Annotated in this window: 23 protein-coding genes; 7 read left to right on the top strand and 16 right to left on the bottom strand. The window is 38.0% G+C overall.

What is annotated here, in order from left to right; all coding sequences use genetic code 11:
- Positions 1–37 precede the first annotated feature (37 nt).
- Together KO513_RS02245 and KO513_RS02250 are read left to right on the top strand one after the other, a co-directional pair.
- Complete coding sequence (locus KO513_RS02245; RefSeq protein ID WP_215912106.1) at positions 38–556, top strand: hypothetical protein; 519 nt, start codon at positions 38–40, stop codon at positions 554–556.
- 104 nt (positions 557–660) lie between these two features.
- Positions 661–1,791, top strand: a complete 1,131-nt coding sequence (locus KO513_RS02250) for a TlpA disulfide reductase family protein (RefSeq protein WP_215912107.1) — start codon at positions 661–663, stop codon at positions 1,789–1,791.
- Positions 1,792–1,863: 72 nt separating this feature from the next.
- Here the strand turns inward: KO513_RS02250 and KO513_RS02255 are convergent, their stop codons facing one another.
- Together KO513_RS02255 and KO513_RS02260 are read right to left on the bottom strand one after the other, a co-directional pair.
- A complete protein-coding gene (locus KO513_RS02255) occupies positions 1,864–3,504 on the bottom strand; it encodes a hypothetical protein (RefSeq protein ID WP_215912108.1) in 1,641 nt (546 codons plus the stop codon).
- Positions 3,505–3,685: 181 nt separating this feature from the next.
- Complete coding sequence (locus KO513_RS02260) at positions 3,686–4,336, bottom strand: rhomboid family intramembrane serine protease (RefSeq protein WP_215912109.1); 651 nt, start codon at positions 4,334–4,336, stop codon at positions 3,686–3,688.
- Between the two features lie 57 nt (positions 4,337–4,393).
- Between KO513_RS02260 and KO513_RS02265 the strand changes: the two genes are divergently transcribed.
- Positions 4,394–5,281: a lysophospholipid acyltransferase family protein gene (locus KO513_RS02265; protein WP_215912110.1), complete on the top strand. Its 888-nt coding sequence runs from the start codon at positions 4,394–4,396 to the stop codon at positions 5,279–5,281.
- Positions 5,282–5,555: 274 nt separating this feature from the next.
- On the opposite strand, the gene glmM is transcribed toward KO513_RS02265, so the two are convergent.
- Positions 5,556–6,944 carry a phosphoglucosamine mutase gene (glmM, locus tag KO513_RS02270; RefSeq protein ID WP_215912111.1) on the bottom strand — a complete coding sequence of 463 codons (1,389 nt, stop codon included), beginning with the start codon at positions 6,942–6,944 and terminating at the stop codon, positions 5,556–5,558.
- 75 nt (positions 6,945–7,019) lie between these two features.
- On the opposite strand from glmM, the gene KO513_RS02275 reads away from it, so the two are divergent.
- The 3 genes from KO513_RS02275 to KO513_RS02285 are packed head-to-tail and all read left to right on the top strand — an operon-like array spanning position 7,020 to position 10,092.
- Positions 7,020–7,604, top strand: coding sequence for an acyl carrier protein phosphodiesterase (locus KO513_RS02275; RefSeq protein WP_215912112.1), 585 nt, complete (start codon positions 7,020–7,022; stop codon positions 7,602–7,604).
- Between the two features lie 55 nt (positions 7,605–7,659).
- A complete protein-coding gene (ggt, locus tag KO513_RS02280) occupies positions 7,660–9,363 on the top strand; it encodes a gamma-glutamyltransferase (RefSeq protein WP_215912113.1) in 1,704 nt (567 codons plus the stop codon).
- 9 nt (positions 9,364–9,372) lie between these two features.
- Positions 9,373–10,092: a hypothetical protein gene (locus KO513_RS02285; RefSeq protein WP_215912114.1), complete on the top strand. Its 720-nt coding sequence runs from the start codon at positions 9,373–9,375 to the stop codon at positions 10,090–10,092.
- 26 nt (positions 10,093–10,118) lie between these two features.
- Here the strand turns inward: KO513_RS02285 and KO513_RS02290 are convergent, their stop codons facing one another.
- Both KO513_RS02290 and KO513_RS02295 read right to left on the bottom strand, forming a co-directional pair.
- A complete protein-coding gene (locus KO513_RS02290; RefSeq protein ID WP_371735252.1) occupies positions 10,119–11,237 on the bottom strand; it encodes an MBL fold metallo-hydrolase in 1,119 nt (372 codons plus the stop codon).
- Between the two features lie 93 nt (positions 11,238–11,330).
- Positions 11,331–11,873 (bottom strand): DinB family protein, encoded by a 543-nt coding sequence (locus KO513_RS02295; protein WP_215912116.1) that lies wholly within the window; start codon positions 11,871–11,873, stop codon positions 11,331–11,333.
- 335 nt (positions 11,874–12,208) lie between these two features.
- On the opposite strand from KO513_RS02295, the gene KO513_RS02300 reads away from it, so the two are divergent.
- Positions 12,209–12,634 (top strand): RidA family protein, encoded by a 426-nt coding sequence (locus KO513_RS02300; RefSeq protein ID WP_215912117.1) that lies wholly within the window; start codon positions 12,209–12,211, stop codon positions 12,632–12,634.
- A 92-nt stretch (positions 12,635–12,726) separates the two neighbouring features.
- Here the strand turns inward: KO513_RS02300 and KO513_RS02305 are convergent, their stop codons facing one another.
- From KO513_RS02305 to KO513_RS02355, 11 genes are all read right to left on the bottom strand, one after another.
- The gene (locus KO513_RS02305; protein WP_215912118.1) at positions 12,727–13,851 is read right to left on the bottom strand and encodes an FAD-dependent oxidoreductase; all 1,125 of its coding nucleotides are present in this window, start codon (positions 13,849–13,851) and stop codon (positions 12,727–12,729) included.
- A gap of 351 nt (positions 13,852–14,202) precedes the next feature.
- Positions 14,203–14,289 carry an AAA family ATPase gene (locus KO513_RS19775; RefSeq protein ID WP_215912137.1) on the bottom strand — a complete coding sequence of 29 codons (87 nt, stop codon included), beginning with the start codon at positions 14,287–14,289 and terminating at the stop codon, positions 14,203–14,205.
- A 247-nt stretch (positions 14,290–14,536) separates the two neighbouring features.
- The gene (locus KO513_RS02315) at positions 14,537–15,538 is read right to left on the bottom strand and encodes an alpha/beta fold hydrolase (RefSeq protein WP_215912119.1); all 1,002 of its coding nucleotides are present in this window, start codon (positions 15,536–15,538) and stop codon (positions 14,537–14,539) included.
- A 313-nt stretch (positions 15,539–15,851) separates the two neighbouring features.
- On the bottom strand, positions 15,852–16,298 hold the full coding sequence (locus KO513_RS02320) for a hypothetical protein (RefSeq protein ID WP_215912120.1): 447 nt from the start codon (positions 16,296–16,298) through the stop codon (positions 15,852–15,854).
- A 73-nt stretch (positions 16,299–16,371) separates the two neighbouring features.
- A complete protein-coding gene (locus KO513_RS02325) occupies positions 16,372–16,587 on the bottom strand; it encodes a PH domain-containing protein (RefSeq protein ID WP_215912121.1) in 216 nt (71 codons plus the stop codon).
- 2 nt (positions 16,588–16,589) lie between these two features.
- Positions 16,590–16,748, bottom strand: a complete 159-nt coding sequence (locus tag KO513_RS02330) for a hypothetical protein (protein WP_215912122.1) — start codon at positions 16,746–16,748, stop codon at positions 16,590–16,592.
- Between the two features lie 11 nt (positions 16,749–16,759).
- Positions 16,760–17,302: a DinB family protein gene (locus tag KO513_RS02335; RefSeq protein ID WP_215912123.1), complete on the bottom strand. Its 543-nt coding sequence runs from the start codon at positions 17,300–17,302 to the stop codon at positions 16,760–16,762.
- A gap of 5 nt (positions 17,303–17,307) precedes the next feature.
- Entirely contained in the window at positions 17,308–17,679 is a 372-nt protein-coding gene (locus tag KO513_RS02340) for an iron chaperone (RefSeq protein WP_215912124.1), read from the bottom strand.
- Positions 17,680–17,765: 86 nt separating this feature from the next.
- A complete protein-coding gene (locus KO513_RS02345; RefSeq protein ID WP_215912125.1) occupies positions 17,766–19,481 on the bottom strand; it encodes an amidohydrolase in 1,716 nt (571 codons plus the stop codon).
- A 467-nt stretch (positions 19,482–19,948) separates the two neighbouring features.
- Complete coding sequence (locus KO513_RS02350) at positions 19,949–21,184, bottom strand: DUF418 domain-containing protein (protein ID WP_215912126.1); 1,236 nt, start codon at positions 21,182–21,184, stop codon at positions 19,949–19,951.
- 303 nt (positions 21,185–21,487) lie between these two features.
- Complete coding sequence (locus KO513_RS02355; protein ID WP_215912127.1) at positions 21,488–22,366, bottom strand: hypothetical protein; 879 nt, start codon at positions 22,364–22,366, stop codon at positions 21,488–21,490.
- Between the last annotated feature and the right edge of the window lie 220 nt (positions 22,367–22,586).

Genomic DNA, 22,586 nt, shown 5'->3' on the forward strand with positions numbered 1-22,586 from the left:
CGTAAAACGCCTTTTTAGAACCAAAAATCACAAGAATATGAAAAAATGGAAATTTTTATTTTTTATTTGCCTTAGCTCCACCGTACTTTCCCTTCAAGCTCAAGAAATAGCAGATAACGCCCTAGGTTTAAGGCTTGGTGACAGTGATGGGTTTGGAGCCGAAATCTCTTACCAAAGGTCCCTAGGCCGCTATACCCGTGCCGAGTTGGATCTTGGTTACCGGGACAGTCGTGAATTTGATGCCGTGAAGCTAACCGGCGTATACCAGTGGATATATGAGATTGATCAAGGGTTCAACTGGTTCTACGGTGCCGGTGGAGGTCTCGGAAGTGTAGATTTCGCCCCCGTACCCAACAGAAACAACCCTACCATTGCCGAAGACCCAGATGGCGGACTCTTTGTTTTTATTGCAGGTGATGTGGGTGTAGAATACAATCCTGACCTGCCTATTGTTGTTTCTTTGGATTTTAGGCCAGAATTGGGTTTGATAGGTTTTAAAAACTTTGATAACAAGTTTAATTTTGACATTGCCCTAGGCATTCGTTACCAGTTCTAAAAACAAAATAACCATAAAACGCTTTTAAGCTCTTGACTCGTAATGTTAAGGGCTTTTTTTTGTTCCGATATATACCTACATTTACCTGATCTTAAACAAAAAGAATGAAAAAAGTAGTATTATCAGTCTGTATCTTACTAGGTGTAATAGCCTGTAACCAAAAGCCCGAAGGGTATAACTTTAAAGGAAACATAACCGGAGAAGTTGAAAATGGAACTAAAGTGTTTCTAAGAGCTATGGGTGAAAATGGCCAACCTGTAGATATTGACACTACCACTGTTGAAAACGGAAGCTTTGTTTTTACAGGTACTGCAGATTCTCCTGAGATGCACTATGTTTTTGTTGACAAGCTCATGGGATACACCGCGGTTATTTTAGAAAATGGCGATATAGAGCTTAGTGCCCAAAAAGATAGCTTAGGTTTTGCCAAAGTAAAGGGTTCAAAGCAAAATGAGGTGTTCATGGATTACATGGACCAGTCTAAGAAAATAACGGGACAGGCACAATCTATCCAACAGGATATGCAAAAAGCCCAACAATCTGCTGATGAAGCTACAGCCAATTCACTTCGTGACGAAATGATGGAGCTTCAAGAAGAATACAAAGATTTTGAGCTTACCTATATTAAAGAACACCCAGAAGCACTTATTTCGGTTCTTTTGATCGATAGGGCTATTGGAGCACGTGCGGTAACTGCCGAAGAAGCACAAACTTTGTATGACGGACTTTCACCTGAAATAAAGGAAACAAAGGCGGCCGCTTTAATTACTGAAAAATTGGATGCTCAAAAGAAAGCTGAGGAAAGCCAAAAAAGTACTGCTATAGGCGCTAAGGCCCCTGCTTTTACCGCTCCTACCCCTGACGGAAAAGAATTGGCACTTGCCGATGCTTTAGGGAAAGTTACTTTAATAGATTTCTGGGCCGCTTGGTGCAAGCCTTGCCGTGCCGAGAATCCTAATGTAGTAAATGTGTATAAAAAATACCATGACAAAGGGTTGAACATTATAGGTGTGTCTTTGGATAAAACAGAAGACGCTTGGAAAAAGGCCATTGCCGATGACGGTCTAACCTGGAACCAAGTTTCTAACTTGGCCTACTTTAATGACCCAATTGCCAAGTTATACAATGTAGATGCTATACCTGCCGCTTTTCTATTGGATGAAAATGGCGTAATTATAGCTAAGAACCTAAGAGGTCCCGCTTTGGAACAAAAGGTTGCAGAGTTACTGCAGTAAAATATATTTTTATATAACTAAAAAGCCCCGAGCGGAAATCCGTTCGGGGCTTTTTGTATATCTACAAGTATCTTAGAACTTGTTTCTTACATCTCTAAACGTACCTATTACGGTTGCGCTTCCTAATTTTTTAACGCTACCAAATACATTTGCAACGGAGTCGTCTCCAATAAACTCAAGTGTAGCTCCATCGTTAAGAATGATATCTCCATAAACTGTTAGGTTTCCTTCAATTCTTAGTTTGGCATCCTTGTTAACGGTAATGTTCTTTCGTTTGTTGTTTCTTCCAATGTACAATGTACCGTTCATTTCAAACAAACCATTACTGTTTATATAACTGCTGTTGTTTACTGCCCAAGTTCCGCATAACAACAATGAACCGTTTACGTTAACCGAGTTAAAGTACTTAGAACCTTTAAACTCTTTGGTCTCACCTTGGTTTACGGATAAGTTGGAACTTCCGTAGTAGTATGATAATTCTGCACAACGGCTTTCTAAACTCTGATCAGGTCTGTTCAACTTTACAATTTGAAGTCCAGCTTTACCCGAAGCAGCAAAAATATAATCACCTTTAGATGCTACATAGTTAATAGAGCCATCTAAATCTACCACACCAATAATATTGGTCTGTCCGTCTTTATCTTCCGATAAACATAGACCGGCACCACCATTGGCCATAAGTAGAACATCCTCATTAATGGCAACGGCATTGGTTACAATATTTTGAGTTTCTGTTCCCTCTGGATTTAAAAGAATTGGAATATGCTCTAATAAATCGCCACTGGTCATATTATAAACACCGGCTCCTTTAGATCCTTCTGAAACGTATATTTTTTCACCTGAAAAATCAAGGGTTCTTTTACTGTTGTCCCCAAAATCCGAACTAATGGCAATTGTTTTACTAACCGTAAAGCTTTTGTCCATGATGCTAACACCTTGGCTCGCATCTAGTACGGCAATAGTTCCATTGTTTTGTGCTACTGAACGTAAATCCGAAAAAGAAGCATCGTTCTGTGTAGAAAGGTCCGAGATTTTATAAGACGTTAACAAACCATCTTTCCCACTTGTTACCAATACCCCATCTGAAGTTACCTTAACATCGTTTGCAGTAAAACCTTCTTGAAAACCGTAGATTAACTCTCCGCTTACATCCAATTTACCACTAGAAGCAGGTATTTTTACCACAAATGAATTTGAAGTAGCTCTAACTGATTTTTCGGAATCCACACCACCAACGGCATACACATAGCCATTAGCATAAGCTATAGAATTAATATCAGCATTGGAATAGTACAATCTAGAAGAGACTTGAGGGTTGTTAGGGTCACTAACATTTATAATGTCTATACCACCCGCATAACCGTCTTCAACAGTATTATAGGATACGTAAGCGTAATCTCCATCCACATCCACATGAGATGCGGTAAGATTTTCTGCTCCGCTATAAGAAGGTGGGTCTACCCGGGCAATAAGGGTTAACGGGTAATCTCCCGCCATTTCTTCTCCACTTTTGGATGTTTTTCCGGTAGTACTGCCATCTTCTTTCAAAATTTCTAACACACCAGCATCATCATAAAGAATACTGTTCTCTAAAACAGACTCTTTTGCTTCAATTGAAATATTGTCTTCGGTGTCGGTAAAAACTGTAGTCTCATCGCTACAAGATGTAGCAAATGCAACAGCCGCTAATGCGACAAGTGAAAGTCTTTTCATTATAAGTAGGTTTAAAAGCTATTAGATTTGGGTTCTAACAGAACGTAAAACTACGGTGAAGTGTATACCCCACTCAATTATTTTCGATGAATTACCTATATAAGGGGCTTTTCTTGCCTTTTTAACGAAAATTTTATGCGTTAACTAGGAACTTTAATAAGGAAGATCGATGAACGGTAACTTATAATTTACCCATCTTGGCCATAATTAGAAGTATTATAATAGGTAATGCCAACAAGCCAACCATAAGGGGCTCGTTTACCAATAATTGAGGCATAAACAGTAGTGTGCTAACATAGCCCCCAATAGCGCCACCAAAATGAGCGGTGTGGCCAATATTACCCAATCGGCTTTTCATTCCATAAATAGAATACAATAGGTATCCAATACCAAAAACATAGGCTGGTACCGGTAACGGTATGAACATAATGCCCAACTGCATATTAGGCTGAAGCAGTATAGCAGCGTACAGTACTCCGGTTACAGCTCCACTTGCACCTACGGCACTATAATACGGCTCGTTCTTATGAAAAAACATGGCCAATAAACTTCCGGCCAACAAACTAATAAAATAGACACCTAAAAATTTACCTGATCCAAACCAATTGACCACCACAGGTGCAAAGAAGTATAGGGTAAACATATTAAAGAAGAGGTGTGCAATGTCTACATGCAAAAAACCGGAAGTAAGCATTCGGTCTTTTTGTCCCGCCTGAATCTGGCCAATGCCAAACTTGTAACGTTCAAAAAAAGCGGTATCGTTAAATCCTTTTAAGGAGACTAAAACATTAGCAGCAATTACCACGATAGTGGCAATATCCAGGTTGTTCATAGGGTGCAGTTAATTTCGGTTCAAATATAGTTATATTTGTCTACTTAAAATGTCTTGATGCAGTTGCTTGTTTTTATTTTAGTATATCCATTGCTGTGGATAATTTCTATACTTCCCTATCGCCTTTTTTACGGATTTTCGGATTTTGTATTCTTTTGGGTCTATCGTGTTGTGGGCTATAGAAAGAATGTGGTACAACAAAACTTGGAGTTGGTCTTTCCGGACAAAACGGAATCAGAAATAAAGGACATCCAAAAAAAGTTTTACCACCATATGTGCGATATGTTCTTGGAAATGGTAAAAACCATGAGTCTTTCCAAAGCGGCAGTTAAAAAGCGCTATGATGTTCAGAATATTGAAGTTCTACAAGAAATTGAAAAGGAAAAAAGCATATTGGTTGTTTGTTCGCATTACGCGAACTGGGAGTGGAACGTTAGCATGAACAATTATGTCAACTCCAAAGGTTATGCAGTTTACCAAAAAATAAGCAACACCTATTTTGACCGATGGGTGAAAAAAGTCCGTGCGCGTTGGAACACAACACTTATTACCAAAGAGGAAACGGCCAAAACCGTATTGGTCAACTATAAAAACAACGTAAAGGGAATTTTTGGTATGGTAAGCGACCAATCTCCACAACGTAGCCGCGCGCATTATTGGACCGAATTTATGGGTGTAAAAGTGCCAGTAATTAACGGTGCGGAAACTTTAGCCCGAAAAATGGATTTGGCCGTAGTTTTTTTAAAAGTGTCCAAAGTTAAAAGAGGTTATTACAAAGCGGAATTAATTCCTATTACGACTGCAGGAGCCTCTACCGAAAAAAATGAGATAACGGACACCTTTTTAAGACTCGCAGAGCAACAGATAAAGGAACAACCGGAATACTACTTGTGGACACATAGACGCTGGAAACACAGAAATAGTGTTCCTGTGGAGTTTGAGTAATCCTCTCCCTTCGACTGCGCACCGGAAGTTGTTACTTCAACTGAGAGAGAAACTTTTTGGCCGGCTGTGCTCAAAAAGGTGTTACTCATTAATATGAATTATATAAAACAGGATTGTGCTGAGTAATACAAGGCTTATAGAAGACTAGCTCCGGGGAAAATATTTCTTGATTAAACGTAAAAACGCTCGAAATGAAAATGAGAAAAAACTCAATCATTCCGAGCGTTTTATTATGAAGCACCATCCTTAGACTGCACTCAGGAAGGTGCTGATTTTACAAACCGGCTACAGTTTTTATCTCTCCAATTATACGATCGGCAAGTTCGTCTGCTTGAGACTGACTTTTAGCTTCGGTATAAATACGGATAATTGGTTCTGTATTTGATTTTCTAAGGTGTACCCAATTTTCGGCAAAATCTATTTTTACACCATCAATGGTAGATATATCTTCGTTTTTATACTTTTCGGCCATGGCCTTAAGAATACCATCTACATCTAGACCCGGTGTTAACTGTATTTTCTTTTTGCTCATAAAGTACGAAGGGTAGCTTGCGCGAAGTTCTGCAACTGTTCCACCTTTTTCGGCCATAAGCATTAAGAATAAAGCAGTACCCACCAAAGAATCACGGCCGTAGTGACTTTCAGGATAAATGATACCCCCGTTACCTTCACCACCAATAATGGCATTGTTCGCTTTCATTTTCGTAACCACATTAACCTCGCCCACTGCTGCAGCTTCATAAGTGCCGCCATGCTTTTGGGTAATGTCCCGTAATGCACGTGAAGAAGAAAGGTTAGAAACCGTGTTTCCTTTGGTCTTGCCCAAAACGTAATCTGCACAGGCCACTAAAGTGTATTCTTCACCAAACATTTCGCCAGTGTTATCAATAAAAGCCAAACGGTCTACATCTGGGTCTACCACGATACCAAAATCGGCTTTTTCTTTTACTACCAATTCACAAATATCCCCTAAATGTTCTTTTAAAGGCTCTGGGTTATGCGGAAAATGACCTGTTGGGTCACAATATAGTTTTACGACTTCAACACCAAGTTCTTCCAGTAGTTTTGGAATGGCAATTCCCCCAGTGGAATTTACCCCATCTACTACTACCTTAAATTTTGCTTTGCGAATAGTATCCGCATCTACCAATGATAAATCTAGAACTTCATCAATATGAATGTCTATGTACGAATCGTTTTTGGTAATACTCCCTAGGTCATCAACCTCGGAGAAATCAAAATCTTCCTTTTCGACTATATCCAAAATTTTAGTACCTTGGGCCGCATCTAAAAACTCCCCTTTTTCATTAAGAAGTTTAAGGGCGTTCCATTGTTTTGGATTGTGGCTGGCGGTTAAAATAATCCCACCATCGGCTTTTTCCAAAGGCACTGCTATTTCCACCGTAGGTGTAGTGGACAAATCTAAATCAACAACATCTATTCCAAGACCTACTAAAGTAGATACTACAAGGTTTTGGATCATTTCACCTGAAAGGCGGGCATCTCTACCAATAACTACTTTTAATTCTTCTTTTTTAGAATACGCTTTTAACCAAATACCATATGCTGCAGCAAATTTAACCGCATCTATGGGGGTTAAGTTATCTCCCGGGCTACCTCCAATAGTGCCTCGTATACCTGAAATCGATTTTATTAATGTCATATTTTTTTAAAATAGTTTCTGCAAATATACAGGTCTAAGGCCAATACTATGTTTGCAATTTGTAAATTCGAGCTTATGAACTTTTTAGCACACATTTATCTCTCTTTTGACGACCCAGAAATTACTTTGGGAAATTTTATTGCGGACAGTATACGGGGCAATAAATTTAAGCACCTGCCGGAAAGGGTCCAAAAGGGAATTCTATTGCACCGGGAAATTGATACGTTTACGGATACACATGAAATTCCTAAAATTAGTAGCAAGCGTTTACATAAAAATTACAGTCATTATAGTCGGGTGATCGTAGATATTTTTTACGACCATTACCTTGCCAAGAACTGGAGTACATATAGTAAAACACCTTTGGATGCCTATGTTGAGAATTTCTATGATCTACTGGAGGACAATTACCCTATTCTACCGGTGGGCGTACAACGCATGATGCCTTATATGATTTCGGATAATTGGATATATAACTATTCCAAAATGGAGGGAATAGCAAAGGTATTGAAAGGCATGAACCGTAGGACCAACAATAAATCCAAAATGAATTTTGCTATTTTGGATCTGGAGGAACATTATGAAAAGTTTGAAGAAGAGTTTGCTGCTTTTTTTGATGAACTCATGGTGTTTTCAAAACAAAAATTTATTTCACTTTAATATCAAGGCAGATAGAAATTAATAAAAAAAGTACAATCCTTTAAACCGACCGCGTATGAAACCAACACGTCTAATTCTATTGAAGACCCTTGTTCTCCTTCTTTTTGTCAATTGTAAAAACGAGCCTCCAAAACCGGCAAAACCCACGGGTGTAGTCGCTGAGAAGGCTATGGTGGTTTCTGCCCGAGAAGAAGCTTCTACCATAGGTGCTACAATTTTAAAACAAGGAGGAAATGCTTTTGACGCCATGGTTGCTACGGAATTGGCACTGGTAGTATCCTATCCGTTCGCCGGAAATATAGGCGGTGGTGGTTTTATGGTATATCGCAAAGCGGATGGTTCTATAGGAGCATTGGATTACCGAGAAAAAGCACCATTATCCGCTACAAAAGATATGTATTTAGATTCTCTGGGTAATGTTATTCCGGGTATGAGTACCAAGGGCGCTACCGCAGTTGGTGTTCCCGGAACGGTAGCCGGCATTGTAGAGGTACATAAGAAGTTCGGTTCTATGTCTTTAGAAGATATCCTCGCCCCTGTAATTGCTTTGGCAGATGAAGGTGTTATCATAACCGAGAAGCAAGCCGAAAGGTTCGCCAACTATAAAGAGATAATTCTTGAGGTTAACGATAGTGTTACAACCTTCCCGATAGGCTGTAAAGCTGGCGATTTGGTAAAATACCCTGCATTGGCAAATACACTCAGGCGTATTGCTAAAGATGGCAGGGACGGTTTCTACAAAGGGGAAACCGCAAAAATATTGGCGTCTTTCATTCAGGAAAAAGGTGGATTTGTAACCGAAAAAGATTTGGAGCAATATGAGGCCCGCTGGCGCGAACCTGTCGTTTTTGATTACAAAGACCTTCATATTATATCTATGAGTCCGCCTAGCAGCGGAGGTATGACCATCAACCAAATTTTGAGGATGATGGAACCGTATGACGTTGCCAAATTTGGGCACAATTCCGAAAAGACCGTTCAATTGTTTACAGAAGCTGCGCGCCGTGCCTATGCTGACCGTAACTACTGGTTGGGCGACCCTGATTTTGTGAGCATCCCAATGGACCAACTTTTAAGTCCCAAATATCTGGATGAACGCATGGCCGATTTTTCCTTTGATAAAGCAACAAAATCCGAAGACATTCGTGAAGGTAACTTTCAAATGGCCGAAAGTATGGAAACTACCCACTACTCCATTGTAGATACAGAGGGCAATGCGGTTTCCGTAACTACCACTTTAAACGGAGCTTATGGTTCAAAGCTGTATTGTGATGAACTTGGCTTTTTCTTGAACAATGAAATGGACGATTTTAGTGCCAAGGCAGGTGTACCCAATATGTTCGGTCTGGTTGGTGCCGAGGCCAATGCTATTGCACCAGGTAAGCGTATGCTGAGCAGTATGACCCCTACCATTGTAGAAAAGGACGGTAAACTTTGGATGGTAGTTGGTACGCCCGGAGGTTCTACAATAATTACTGCAGTGGCCCAAACCATTCTAAACGGATATGAGTTTAATATGAGCATGCAAGAGGCAGTAAACGCCCCTCGTTTTCACCACCAATGGTTACCGGACGTGGTTATTTTTGAGCCCGAAGGCTTTTCGGAAGAACTTAAAGAGAATTTAAAAACTAAAGGTTATCATATTAATGAAGACCGTACCCCTATAATTGGAAAAGTAGATGCCATACGTGTATTGCCCGATGGAACTTTAGAAGGTGGAGCGGATAAACGAGGTGATGATACCGCCGTAGGATTTTAGAGCATTTAGATGATAAAAAGAATATTGAAGGTTGTGGGGAAAGGAATTATAATCCTTTCCGCCATTTTGCTTATTGGTTTTGGAATTGTTTATTTAATCTATAATGAACCTCTACCAAAAGGGATTCCCGGTACAGAGGCCGATGCCTTGGCCGAAAAAATGCTAAAGGCTACTAATAACGAAGCGTATAGGAACACCAACTATTTAGAATGGAGTTTTGCCAATGGTGCACATTCCTATAAGTGGGACAAGATAAACGGAGAGGTGGATGTAGAATGGGATGCCTATCGCATACTTTTGAACCTAAAACACCCGAACAAAAGCAAGGTGTTTGAAAATGAAGCCGAGGTTATTGGCAACTCCCGAAAAGAACTTATTACCAAGGCCGAAGGTTATTTCAATAATGATTCCTTTTGGTTAGTGGCTCCATTTAAAGTTTTTGACCAAGGCACACAACGTAGTGTGGTAAACTTGGAAGACGGTACCAAAGCACTGATGATTACCTATTCTTCTGGCGGTAGTACGCCAGGAGATTCCTATCTCTGGCATTTAGGCCCCAACGGATTACCAGAAAGTTACCAAATGTGGGTAAGCATTATTCCCATAGGGGGACTCCAAGCTACTTGGGACGATTGGAAAATTATGGAAACCGGAGCTTTCTTGCCCACCTCCCACAAGCTGGGACCAATAACTTTAGACATGGGCGAAGTTCGTGGATACAATGATTAGAATCTCAACTATTTAAGAACCCGATTTTATAGGTTTTTCCACCAGTTGGGATAAGTAGTAACGGAATCGGTAACAATAATTTCTTGGCCAATTTTTGGGGCAATTACCTTAACGTTCAATTCTAACGCCTTTTTTTGTACGCGCCTTATGGGGTCTTTCCAATCATGGAGCGCCAATTTAAAACCGGCCCAATGTATGGGCATGATTTTTTTGGCATTAATATCCAAACCTGCCTGTGCCGTTTCCTCGGGCATCATATGTATATCAGGCCACAGCTCATTATATTGTCCACATTCCATTAAGGCCAGATCAAACGGTCCGTACAAGTCCCCTATTTGCTTAAAATGCGATGCATAACCGCTGTCTCCGCTAAAATAGACGTTTTCTGAACGGGATTTCACGACCCAAGAGCTCCATAAGGTGCTTTGTCCGTTACTCAACTTTCTGCCGGAAAAGTGTTGTGCCGGTGTGCAGGCCAGAGTTATATTGCCCAATTCTTTTTCTTGCCACCAGTCCATCTCCGTTATCTTGTCTGCTGAAATTCCCCATGCTTCCAAGTGAACCCCTAGCCCAAGTGGTACAAAATAGTGATCAGTTTTATCCTTTATCGCTAAAATGGTCTCATAATCCAAATGGTCATAATGGTCATGGGAGAAAATGACCGCATCAATGGTGGGCAACTTTTGTACGTCCAAAGGCATTTCTCTATTAAAGCGCTCATCTCCCAGCCATGGGTGTGGCGCAGGAACCATACCGAACATGGGATCCAGAAGAATGTTCTTGCCCTCCATTTGCAACAAAAATGAGGAATGTCCAAACCACACTAATCTGGCTTTACTCCTATAATCGGCTACTTGGACGGAATCTAGTTTCTCAACTTTTAAATCTTCCTTAGGTCTGCCATTTGGAACGTTGGCCGTAAAAAAGGTATAAGCAAGACTCAAGGTTTCCCCTAGGCTTAAATCTTTTGGAACGGCTTTGACATTAATGAACTTTCCGTCTTTAAACTGATTTGAGTTCTCGTACACCACTTGCCTTTCTTGGCCAACATCACCACCAAAACTTGGATAAAAACTATTGAACAATAGGTATGCAATTACCAATACGCCAATTCCTATAAGAACTGCAAATACTACCTTCTTCAAAATTTTTATCAGCATATTGAATCAAACATTTTTGCAAAAATAGGGTTTGCCCGAAATATAATGGATATAGACAGCCCTTTATAAAAGAAATGTTCATTGAAAAAGAACGTATCTAGGCGGCGTGAGTCCGTTTAGACGCATGGAGACTAGCATTTGTGCTCTGTGATGCGTTATATGGTCAGATAGCAGCATAAAAATTTGTCGTTTACTTCTGTTCAGACCAAAATAATCTAATTCATCATCTAATTGAGCAGTATCAAATTGACCAATTAGTTTTATGGTTTCATCAAACGTGGTATTGATTAAAGCTATCATTTCAGCTTTGGATTTTGTGCCGACTTTAAAAACGGTGTCCGTTTGCCAATCTCTAGATTCTCTGTCCCCTAATAAAGATTGACTATGCCAATCCATGGCGTAACCAATATGTAATAGATTCTCGGCAAAACTTAGAGATTCTGGTGTAGCCTTAAAACCATATTTATCCTCTTGCATGGTTTCCGCTACCAGAACTATATACTTGCGGGAGTTTTCCAAGCGCTCCAAATAGTCTTGAACATAAGCGTCTTTCTGCGCGAAAAGAGGTGAGTTTACCAAACCGAAAAACATTAGGACGGTTAATAGTGTTAGGATTTTCATGGTGTTTTACTTTAAAGGATAGGAATCGAATTAAACTTATATACCGGAACAATAATGGGTCTTAAATATACAATCTTTGAATTTTCCTATAACCTTTTTAAAGAATTTTGAAAAAGCACTTGAAATTTGAATAGGACGGACAAAAGTAAATTGGACTTACTTCTCGGCAGACATTTTCCTCAATAAATACAACCCAGCTCATTTATCTATAATCGGTCTGCATAACTAGTCGCGTTTTTTGATTCCAAATTTAAGCCTCAGGTAATGAACAAACGATGTTTTGAAAAATTATAATTATCTTTCATTGAAAATAATCATTGCTAAAAACTCAATATATGAAAACATCACTTGCTTTAACCATAATATTATTCTCTACAACTTTCACTTTCGCGCAGGACAATGACAAGGTTACATATGCTCAAAGTGAGAATCGTCCATTCTCTCCTGCTGTAACTGTTGGAAATACAATTTATCTCTCGGGTATGATCGGTGCTGAAAATGGAGAATTGGTGTCTGGTGGTATTATAGCTGAGACGAAACAAGTTCTGGAAAACATCAAAAGGATTCTGGAGCAAAATGGCTCTTCAATGGACAAAGTGGTTAAGTGTACATGCATGCTTGCCGATATTGACGAGTGGGAAAAGATGAATAGTGAGTATGTAAAATATTTCCCGAAGAACAAACCTGCTCGGAGTGCATTTGGCGCATCAGGTCTCGCAAGAGGTGCGCGTGTGGAAATTGAATGTATTGCGGTTAAGTAACTCGCAATTATTCCTAGCAGATTTTCATATTTCTTACTAATCCCACCAAGAGTTTCATGCTATACGGTATGTTATATTGCAGAATGTATTTGTCAAGATTTTTTTAAATACTCAGAAATTGCAGAATGTCCTTTAATTATTCTTGAGCTTTCTTCTTCACTCGGATCAAGTGACCAATTCCCTTTCTCCGATGTTCCACCAAGAATAATTCCATCCTTGCGGGGAAACATATACAGTAATTTGTCATGAGAAGAAACAATGTAGGAATAATCAATTTCCGGTTGCGGAAGCAAAACGGATAATTGACCTTTAACGGGAGTTAAACTTGAGTCATTAAAAAGTTTTTTTGAACCTAGACCCGTACAATTCATAATTACTGCTTCTTCAAGACTCATAAGTTCTTGAGTTGTTCGGAAATCCACAATCTTTATTTCACCACCAGCTCGGTAAAAATCATCAAGCAAAGAATTTAAGTAAATGGGAGGTTCGATCATAAGTGTATTGATTTCCTCTACTTTAGAATAATCAAACAGCCCTTTCCCATATTCTTTAAATCCCGGGTATAGATTTTTTCCGCCGGGAAACCGAAAACCTCCACCCAAGAAATAATTCTTAATCCACCAAACACCGTATCGCTCTCCTACCAAATCTTGAAACATTCTTTGGGAAATCTGTGATGCGTTGTTAAACTGTTCAATAAATTTAGAATCAACCTGACTCGGTTCAAAGACAGATACAGGAGCCCATAAGGCACCGGCTACGTTGGACACCGTGTCTGGTGGTAATTGTTTACTATAGATTGTTACCTGAAACCCTCTGCGTTGCAGAAGTATAGCAGTTGACAAACCTATAACTCCGCATCCCAACACAGCTATCTTAGATGCTTGGACGGCGCTAATCATATTAACGGCAAGAGTTGCTGTTCCCCATGAAAGAGATATCCCTCCGCCTCCGTGTCCATAATTATGTATAATTTCTTTTTCACCAATTTTTTCCTTTTTAATAAGGTAACCGGATGGTCTGTATGGGCGTAGACCTACAGCAGTTCTTATAACCCGGTCTTCTGAAACATTTACAGGAAAAGGCAAGGTGTTACTCCCTTTTAAGTTGAGCTTGGAATCAACATTTTGTGAGAAAAGCATATTTGGCTTTACTAAAGTTGAACCGATTAGGCCGGCTGCCCCCAGACCTTTAATAAAATTTCGTCTGTTCTTCATGCCAACGGAATATTAGTTAAGAGTGATGCTTAAATGCATAACAACAGTTATATAAATTGAAAGTTACGTGTTTAAGTGCGACGATTTTCCGAAGGAAAATTAGATACAAGCAAAGTAAGCAACTGACATTGGTTGAACACTAATTTAACCATTTTTCAAAATTGCTTGGCCTAAGAAGTTAAAATATAAACCACAAAAATTCATATTACAGTAATGGGGGGAGATTTTTGTTATTATGCAAAATTTTACCCCTTCTATATGTTGAATTAAAAAAGCCTCTTGAAGAAGAGGCTTATAAAAAAATCGTTTTTAATAATTCAACCCGGCACTTTACCATTCGTATGATAAGTACTAATCTCTGTGAATTGATTTATCACTTAAAGAACAGAAAATCCTGGATAAAGTAGTTTTTCCAGAATAGTTCCAACCATAAATTATATTCTTTTACTTAAAATCTTTAAGAGTAGAATCTCTATTCCAATTAAAATCATTGAAAATTCCAAGTTTCTCAATATTAAGAATTCTCTATTATTTCAGTTTTTCAGATTTCATCAACATGTAGTTAAGAGTATTGTTTATTTCATCACCAATTTAGACCCTTAACCAAAAAAACCTTACAGAAATCTGTAAGGTTTTCAACAAAACTCTCAACAATACTATGTTGCATAAAAAATAACAACTCTAATTATTCTTTTAAGTACGACACCAGTGCATCTATAAAAACATCAAACTTCTCTACATGTGGTAGGTGGCCTACGTTTTCTATCTCAACCAGTTTTGAGTTTGGTATCGTTTTTTTAGTTTGTTTTCCTAACTCACTGTATAATCCCATAGTTTTTCTAACCTCTTCTGAAACCAATGGTTTTCCTAAAGCGGTTCGGTCTCTGGTTCCTATTATTAATAATGTGGGAGCGGTTATGTTTTTAAATTCATACACCACAGGTTGGGTAAAAATCATGTCATAGGTTAATGCAGCATTCCAAGCTATGGTTTTGTACTCAGAATTTAATGTCCAACCGGCCAATAAGTTTATCCATTGGTCATATTCCGGTTTCCATTGATTGTCATAATAGTTAACGAGCTGGTATTTTTTTATGCCTTCGTAGTTCTTTTTAAGCTCATTGTCATACCACCACTCTACTGGTTTGTAAGGCACTTTTAGTTTCCAATCTTCTAAACCAATGGGATTTTCTAGAATCAGTTTTTCTGTGGTTTCCGGGTACATTAAAGCAAAACGTGTGGCTAGCATACCCCCCATAGAATGTCCTAGAACGGCAGTTTTAGTAATATTCAGCTTGTCTAGTAGCGCTTTTGTGTTTTGGGCCAATTGCTGAAAGGTGTAATGAAAATGCTCCGGTTTGGAAGATTTCCCAAATCCGATTTGGTCCGGAACAACAACACGAAAACCTTCTTTGGCTAAAGCTTCTATAGTGGTTTGCCAATAGGCGCCATTAAAGTTTTTACCATGTAACAGCACAATGTTTTTACCATTGTAATTGTCTGGAGTAACATCCATATACCGCATTTGTAAGTCTTGCTCTTGAATGTTCAATTCTAAAGTTTCAACCGAATATGGATATTCATAATTTGATAATTCAATATCTAACCATTGCAAATTACCGTCTTGTGCGATACTTAACTGTGTGGAGAGGATTACGATGAGCAACCCAAATATATTCTTTTTCATTTTGTAAATTCTAATAGGGAATAATTCTTCTTTTACTACTGTTTCTATATTCTGAATATTAAGCAAAAACTAAAATGGAGATACAAGTCCGCACTTAATTTCACAGCAAATTTAAGGCTGTATTAAACATTCGAGTAACAGAAAGTTTTAAGGTTTTCATAAAAGATTCTATGTGCAATTTTCAGTGCCGAGTAAACATATTTACAAGTATTCTGGCTACCCTCCTATCACAATAAAAAACCGCCAATCAAAAGTATGTATTGACAGGTGGCTTTCCCTTTTTTCTAAATTCCCTTTCGGAATAAAACTGAATTTAATTCAGCTTTTTATATATCTCAATGTTTTGAAAAATAGTATCGTTGCGCTCATAAGTATTTATCTGCTTATAAGTGTTGTTACTGCGTTCTATGGGAATTACATACGTATTTACATCACTCTGCATAGACTTGGACATTGAAGTCAGGGTTTCTGTAATAGTATCATTTTTAAAAGTGTAGGTACCATAGCCATGCCATTCAGATGCATCCGCAGCTGGGTCCGTATTCCAGATAACATGTCCGTCTAAATAGATTTTATGTTGCACTTTACTGGTGTCAACACTTAGCGTATCTCCATTTCCTAGGTTATAGAAATGGCTTAATTCCCACACACCATCAATCGGGCTGGAATTTACAGAAGGCTTATTCACGCGAGATGTACAGCAAGTGAATAGAAATACTATAGCAAAAAGTAACGCCTTAGCAGGGATTTGCTTTTTCATGATTGGAGGTGGGTGGTTAACAGGTTAGGTATTCTCGTGGGCTCTTCCCACGAAAATGGTATCACCCATAAAGTTAACCTAAAAGTTTTTCACTTAGGAATTTTCCCACCTTTTTAATGTTTAGTGATTTTCTGAATTTGATTTCAAATACCCCTACTCCGCTCACCCAAATCTTAAAATCACTATCGCCATCAAAAGTACCGGCAGTTTCAACTGAAAACGAGCTTATTTTTGAGTAAGGGAAAGACTTAAACTCCTTCTTACTTCCGGTAAGTCCTTGAACATCCATAGCTATGATTCTTTTGGAGGTAAACCAAACTTTGTCACGAACATGGAATAGGCCAATTCTATTTCTTCGTTGTCTATAAGAATGTCCGCTACTTTGGCCCTACTGGCTTCTGAATTTTCTTCTTTGGTAACGCTAAAAGTTACTAGTAAATCAATCTTCATAATGTGTTTTTTTATTGAAAAAGAACATATCTAGGCGGTGTAAGTCCGTTTAAACGCATAGAAACAAGCATTTGTGCTCTGTGGTGGGTAATGTGATCTGCCAGCAACATCAAAATTTGCCGTTTACTCCTATTAAGACCAAAGTAGTCCAAATGGTCATCTAATTGAGTGGTATCAAACTCACCTATTAACTTAATGGTTTCATCAAATGTGCTGTTAATCAGTGCTATCATTTCAGCTTTGGACTTTGAACTCACTTTAAAAATGGTGTCCGTTTGCCAGTCTCTGGATGCCCTGCCCCCTAACAAAGATTGACTGTGCCAATCCATGGCATAGCCAATATGCAGCAAATTCTCTGCAAAACTTAGGGATTCCGGTGTGGCCTTAAAACTATACTTGTCTTCCGGCATGGTTTCCGCTACCAGAACTATGTATTTACGCGAATTTTCCAACCGTTCCAAATAGTCATTTATATAGCTGTCTCCTTGCGCAAAAAGAGGTGGTGTTGCCGGACCAAAGAATATTAAGACCGCACAAATCATTAGGTTCTTCATGGTTTCTAATTTTTTAATAATTCAACCCGGTACTTTACCATTCGTATGATAAGTTCTTTGGGTAAAGGTTTGTTTAATGGAAACTGAACCGAACCTTTAGCACGTTTGTATTCGGTCAATTCCGAGTCGAATTTTTCTATGGTTGTCGGGTGCGGATAAAACCCCACGTGCTTCTTATAGCCCGCAATCATAATCTGTTGTTCACGCTTCCCATTTTCGATTAAAGCATAAGCCGGAATGTTGTAGTTAAGCAATTCCGTTGCATTGGGTTCTGCTTTTAGAATACAGGTTTTTAGTTCCAAAAGCATGTTTTTTACGTTCTGCGGTTGAGCGTCAAAATACGCATCCACATTTTTAAATTCTACTTTTTCACTCATTTGTAGTCTTGTTTTATGACTTATCAATGCTCTGTAGAATGGTTACTGGTGTTGTACACAGTTATTGATTCAGTTTAGAAGTATATTCACCTAACTTTTTCATCATCAAAAACTACTTCTCCTCCAATAACTGTCATAGCGACCTTGGTTTCTAAGATTTGATTTTCGGGAATTGTCATTATATTTTTGTCAAGTATAGTGAAATCTGCCCATTTTCCAACTTCTATACTCCCTTTGTCATTTTCTTGAAATGCAGCGTAAGCGGCATCCAATGTATAAGATCTGAGCGCTTGATTCCTAGTCATTTTCTGTAGTGGTTCATAACCACCATCAGGCATGCCTTTTAGAGTTTTTCTGGATACTGACGCATAAAAGCCAGCCATAGGATCAATGGGTTCTACGGGTGCATCGGTTCCGTTCACAATCTTTGCTCCAGACTTTAATAAGGTCTGCCATATATAGGCACCTTCGGTAATACGTTTCTCTCCTAGACGATCAATGGCCCAAGGTCTATCCGATGACATATGGATAGCCTGCATTGCAAGAATAACATCCAATTCAGCAACCCTAACAATGTCCGCTGGGTCAAAATGTTGGGCATGTTCTATTCTAAATCTTGCATCTTTTGGACTATTTGTAGATTCAGTCTTAAATGTGTTCTCATAAATATCCAAAACCTCACGAGTTGCTCGGTCACCTATGGCATGTATACCCACTTGAAAACCATTTTTGTAGGCATTATTGACAATTTTATTAATATCCTCTAACGGAGTAACATTATGACCATGCACTCCGGGTGCATCTGTATATTCTTCCAATAACCAGGCACCTCTTGAGCCTAAAGCCCCATCTGCCATTAGTTTAATAGATCTAATGGTTAGTTGATTGTCATATAGGTTCTCTTGAATACCTTTCTTAAAATAATATTCCAGAAGTTCAGGTTGTGTTCCGCGAAGCATAACATACAGCTTTAGTTTAATTAGGTTTTGTGAGGCCATTTCTTCATAAAGGTTTACCATATAGCCCCCCGAACCTGCATCATGAAATCCGGTGATACCATTTTTATAGCACTCTTCTAAAGCTAGAATTAATGTCTCTTTTACATCTTCCTTTGTAGGTTCAGGTAAAAACTTAAACACTAAATCTCCTGCAGTTTCATTAAGAATTCCGGTGGGTTCACCATTTGAATCTAAAACTATTTCGCCGCCATCCGGTTGAGGTGTTTGTGAATTGATACCTGCAATTTCCATCGCTTTATGGTTTATAATTATGATATGTCCAGAGGCATGTACAAGAATAACAGGATGATCTGGTACAGCAGCAGATAGTAACTTATTTGTAGGATACCCATTAACTAATGTAGGTTGTGTAATCCACTTATCATGATGCCACCCGTTAGCTATAATCCATTCTCCTTTTGGCGTACTTTTTGCTTTTTCAGCAACTTTTTTAATGGCCTCCTCATAACTCTTAGCTCCACTCAAGTCAACTTCCAATAAATTAAGACCAATACCATACAAATGGGCATGCCCCTCTATTAAACCAGGAACCATGGTCTTGCCTTTTAAATCAAAAAGTTGGGTTTTATCCCCTTTTAACTTCATGATATCTTCCTTACTTCCCACAGACAGAATTGAATCGGCTCTTACGGCCACAGCTTCCACCATTGGGCTGTTATCGTTCATGGTATAAATCTCTCCATTAAAATAAATTTGATCTGCCAATGTGCCAAGTTCACTGGTTTGTGCCTTTGAGATTACGGTTATAAGTAAAAAGAAAATAAGTAATTGCGTTGATTTCATTTTGTGTTTGTTTGGAGTCCAAGATTATTAGACTTGTTTAAAGTTTGGTTATAAATATTAAATTGTGCCTAACAGTCCGGGGGGATATTTTCCGTAAGACGCAGCCTACCGAGGGAAAGATTGCTGTGACTTCTAGAGTATATGACAGTTGTATGTGGTTGTCTAAAGTAGGTAGTAAAGTTGATAAAAGCAATAGAGCCCTATTTAAAATAGCGGCATACGCGGACCGTTTTGGAAACTAAGTGCTACGGAAGTCGTGAAAAAGAGGCTATTTATTCAGTATGTATTTTTTTGCAGCGGAGTAACATGGCCTTCTGGTCATCTCCCTAACGGTTAGCATAAGTATAGTAGCCGACTGCGTGGTGATTACTTTTAAAGTTACAAGAAATTTTAAACGGGCTACAAACCTTGAATTTACTACTATTTAGGCTATTATTTTAATACATTATCTCCATGAATTAATTCCATCATTTGGCTGAATAGTTATTTGGATAACGGAGATCTATCCTCTTTTTATAGGTCAGGCTACGCCAAATCCATTCCAAGGGGCCAAATTTGAAATGTCTTAACCAGATATGGCTAAGAATAATTTGCGAAACTAAAATAAGAATAGCAATACCTGATGTATGCAGTAAACCAATTTTACCAATTAAGTTAAATCCAAAATTGTAAAATATAATAATCATGATCAAAGTCTGAAACAGGTAATTGCTCAGAGCCATTCTCCCCACAGGAATTAAATATCCAAATGCTCTTTTACCTATAGAAGTTTGAACAGCTTTAGATATGGAAGTTATGTAGAAAATGCACAGAAATATCTGGCCAGCTAATACTAAGAACTTATAAAGCATATTTAATGGAGTTGATGGGAACATATAGGAACTTCCACCAATTATTTTAGCTAAAAAAGTAGCCAAAAGACCTACGATTAAACTGGTTATTAATAATGATGATTTTGTTTTTTTTGTAAACAATTCAATTGAAGCGAAATAGTAACCAAGAAGAAAAATTCCAAGGAATTTAAAATACCCCCCTGATGGAATATAACCTAAGTATTTCCAGACAAGATTATGAATGTTTAAAAAGAATAGGTCTACAATTGAACCATTCTGGAATGTACTTATAACTGCTTCAACGGTCATATCCGGATATTGAACATGGGCCAGGGCAGCCGTTTTTTCAGGACTAGCAGAACTTAAAGCCTCAGAAAATGGCAAGAGACATAAATCGATTAAAAGTGGAAATAGCAGGAAAAATATCGACCAGAGAATAAGGTTTTTTGACTTGACATTCCGGAATAAAATGAGGATAAAACCAAATATCGAATAGGCAAGTAAAATGTCTCCAAACCAAATTAAACTGTGCAAAAATCCTATCAACAACAGAAAAAATAGTCTTCTTCTATATGTTTTTAAAAAATTAATGGAATCTTCTTTGTTCTTTTCATATTGAATATAGAACCCAACGGCAAAAAGAAGTGAGAAGAGGGTGTAAAACTTTCCTGTGACTATGACATCTAAAAACGAATATAATTTTTCATTTAATTGAAAGTCAGTTATTTGTTCAAGGTCATCAAAGGGCATAAAAACGTATCCGCTAAAAAATCCCATGTTCATGAAAATGATTCCAAGTAAAGCGAAACCCCTTAGGATGTCTAGAATTTCAATTCTTTGTTTAGGTTCTATTGGTTGGTTAGAGGTCATTGGTTCAATATTTTATTTGAGAGAGAAACTATATTCTTGGCAAAACTTTCAATAACGTGGTTTTGACCTTAATGCAAGGTTACGGCTTAGCTAAGCTTAGTTCGGGGGGAAAGGAAACTTTTCGTTTCCATCTACGCACGTAGCGAAATTTTTGGTTTTGCTTTTCTTTTTTTGTCTAAATCTAAATTTGAATATTTCGCTATCGCGTAATTTTCAATTTAGCGACATTATAAATATACAAACATCTTTCGGTTTAGCCCTAAAGTCCGCATTACGTTTAGGTTGTGTTGGGCTCAGTTATTTTCAGGTTAACTTGTTCAAGCTTGCTGCTATAAGTTTATTTTTTTTCTCTCTTTGATTTTTCTCTATTTGTTCATCTAAAATGATTTCAATCGATGTTCTTAGAATTGGAAAGTGCTCTTTACATTCCTCTTCATCTAAAGCATGAATTCCTTTACTTAGAATCGAATATATTTTTGTGTTCTCCACGAGAAATGATGGCAATTTATCTTTTGCTAGATTTATTTTTTCTTTGAAATCTTTCTTGAATAGTTCTTCTTTAGCAATCTTTTCCTCAGATATCAGTTCATTTATTTTTGGAGTCAGTATATGCTTTTCAATTATTCTTCTTAAGTAAACGAATGCACCAATACCTACTCCATGAGCAGCGAGTCCAATAGCTCTATTGAGTTCTGAGTATATATCCTCATTTAATTTTCTATATTTTGAAATAGATTCAGTTGTTAAATCAGCAAGAGTTGGATGTTGTCCAACTTTAATTAGATTTTTATTAATAACTCTAAAAATGAAATACTGAGAATGGGAAGGGTCGTTAGGTTGCCTAGGACAGGTGAATTTTCTAATAAAAAGAGATTTTTTTTCTAATTTATTGACTAAAGTGTTTTCGTTTTTTGATTTAAGATTTCCGCTATGCATTCCAGCTAATGTTAGCATATCCTTTAACTCTTGTTCATCACATTCTTCGCTATTAAAAGTTGTATTCTTCTTACATTTAGTACAAAAGCTATCAATTATTTTCAGCTTGCTGTAAGTATCATTGCCACCAATAAAATAGAGCAGGTTTAGCAAATCCATTTCGTCTGCGTTTTCCAGAGAATATTTTGAAAAAAGCGAATCCTTTAAAAGTACTTTTTCGTAATCTGCCGTAAAATCTTGTATCATGTTTTTACAATTGAGCCCAATGCCTGAGCTAAGCGTAGTGCGGTAGTAAGGGAACTTTTAATTTCCGTCTGTGCACGAAGCTAAAGCTTATTGTTTAATTTTATTTTTTCTTTTCCAAAGCTAAATCCATTAGATTTAGCGACTTCATAAATATACACAGACCTTTCGATTTAGCCTAAAAGCCCGCATTACGTTTAGGCATTGTGCCTGTTGCACAAGT

It is taken from the genome of Zobellia sp. B3R18 (genome assembly GCF_018860715.1).
Taxonomy (GTDB): Bacteria; Bacteroidota; Bacteroidia; order Flavobacteriales; family Flavobacteriaceae; genus Zobellia; species Zobellia russellii.

Bases quoted from the DNA above. Each gene is read 5' to 3' on its own strand.
- KO513_RS02335 (WP_215912123.1), bottom strand. From the start codon at position 17,302: ATGAAGAACCTAATGATTTGTGCGGTCTTAATATTCTTTGGTCCGGCA.
- KO513_RS02345 (WP_215912125.1), bottom strand. From the start codon at position 19,481: ATGAAATCAACGCAATTACTTATTTTCTTTTTACTTATAACCGTAATC.
- KO513_RS02340 (WP_215912124.1), bottom strand. From the start codon at position 17,679: ATGAGTGAAAAAGTAGAATTTAAAAATGTGGATGCGTATTTTGACGCT.
- KO513_RS02305 (WP_215912118.1), bottom strand. From the start codon at position 13,851: ATGAAGAACAGACGAAATTTTATTAAAGGTCTGGGGGCAGCCGGCCTA.
- KO513_RS02250 (WP_215912107.1), top strand. From the start codon at position 661: ATGAAAAAAGTAGTATTATCAGTCTGTATCTTACTAGGTGTAATAGCC.
- ggt (WP_215912113.1), top strand. From the start codon at position 7,660: ATGAAACCAACACGTCTAATTCTATTGAAGACCCTTGTTCTCCTTCTT.
- KO513_RS02330 (WP_215912122.1), bottom strand. From the start codon at position 16,748: ATGAAGATTGATTTACTAGTAACTTTTAGCGTTACCAAAGAAGAAAAT.
- KO513_RS02295 (WP_215912116.1), bottom strand. From the start codon at position 11,873: ATGAAAATCCTAACACTATTAACCGTCCTAATGTTTTTCGGTTTGGTA.
- KO513_RS02285 (WP_215912114.1), top strand. From the start codon at position 9,373: ATGATAAAAAGAATATTGAAGGTTGTGGGGAAAGGAATTATAATCCTT.
- glmM (WP_215912111.1), bottom strand. From the start codon at position 6,944: ATGACATTAATAAAATCGATTTCAGGTATACGAGGCACTATTGGAGGT.
- KO513_RS02245 (WP_215912106.1), top strand. From the start codon at position 38: ATGAAAAAATGGAAATTTTTATTTTTTATTTGCCTTAGCTCCACCGTA.
- KO513_RS02260 (WP_215912109.1), bottom strand. From the start codon at position 4,336: ATGAACAACCTGGATATTGCCACTATCGTGGTAATTGCTGCTAATGTT.
- KO513_RS02320 (WP_215912120.1), bottom strand. From the start codon at position 16,298: ATGAAAAAGCAAATCCCTGCTAAGGCGTTACTTTTTGCTATAGTATTT.
- KO513_RS02355 (WP_215912127.1), bottom strand. From the start codon at position 22,366: ATGATACAAGATTTTACGGCAGATTACGAAAAAGTACTTTTAAAGGAT.
- KO513_RS02265 (WP_215912110.1), top strand. From the start codon at position 4,394: ATGCAGTTGCTTGTTTTTATTTTAGTATATCCATTGCTGTGGATAATT.
- KO513_RS02300 (WP_215912117.1), top strand. From the start codon at position 12,209: ATGAAAACATCACTTGCTTTAACCATAATATTATTCTCTACAACTTTC.
- KO513_RS02350 (WP_215912126.1), bottom strand. From the start codon at position 21,184: ATGACCTCTAACCAACCAATAGAACCTAAACAAAGAATTGAAATTCTA.
- KO513_RS02325 (WP_215912121.1), bottom strand. From the start codon at position 16,587: ATGGATGTTCAAGGACTTACCGGAAGTAAGAAGGAGTTTAAGTCTTTC.
- KO513_RS02315 (WP_215912119.1), bottom strand. From the start codon at position 15,538: ATGAAAAAGAATATATTTGGGTTGCTCATCGTAATCCTCTCCACACAG.
- KO513_RS02255 (WP_215912108.1), bottom strand. From the start codon at position 3,504: ATGAAAAGACTTTCACTTGTCGCATTAGCGGCTGTTGCATTTGCTACA.
- KO513_RS02275 (WP_215912112.1), top strand. From the start codon at position 7,020: ATGAACTTTTTAGCACACATTTATCTCTCTTTTGACGACCCAGAAATT.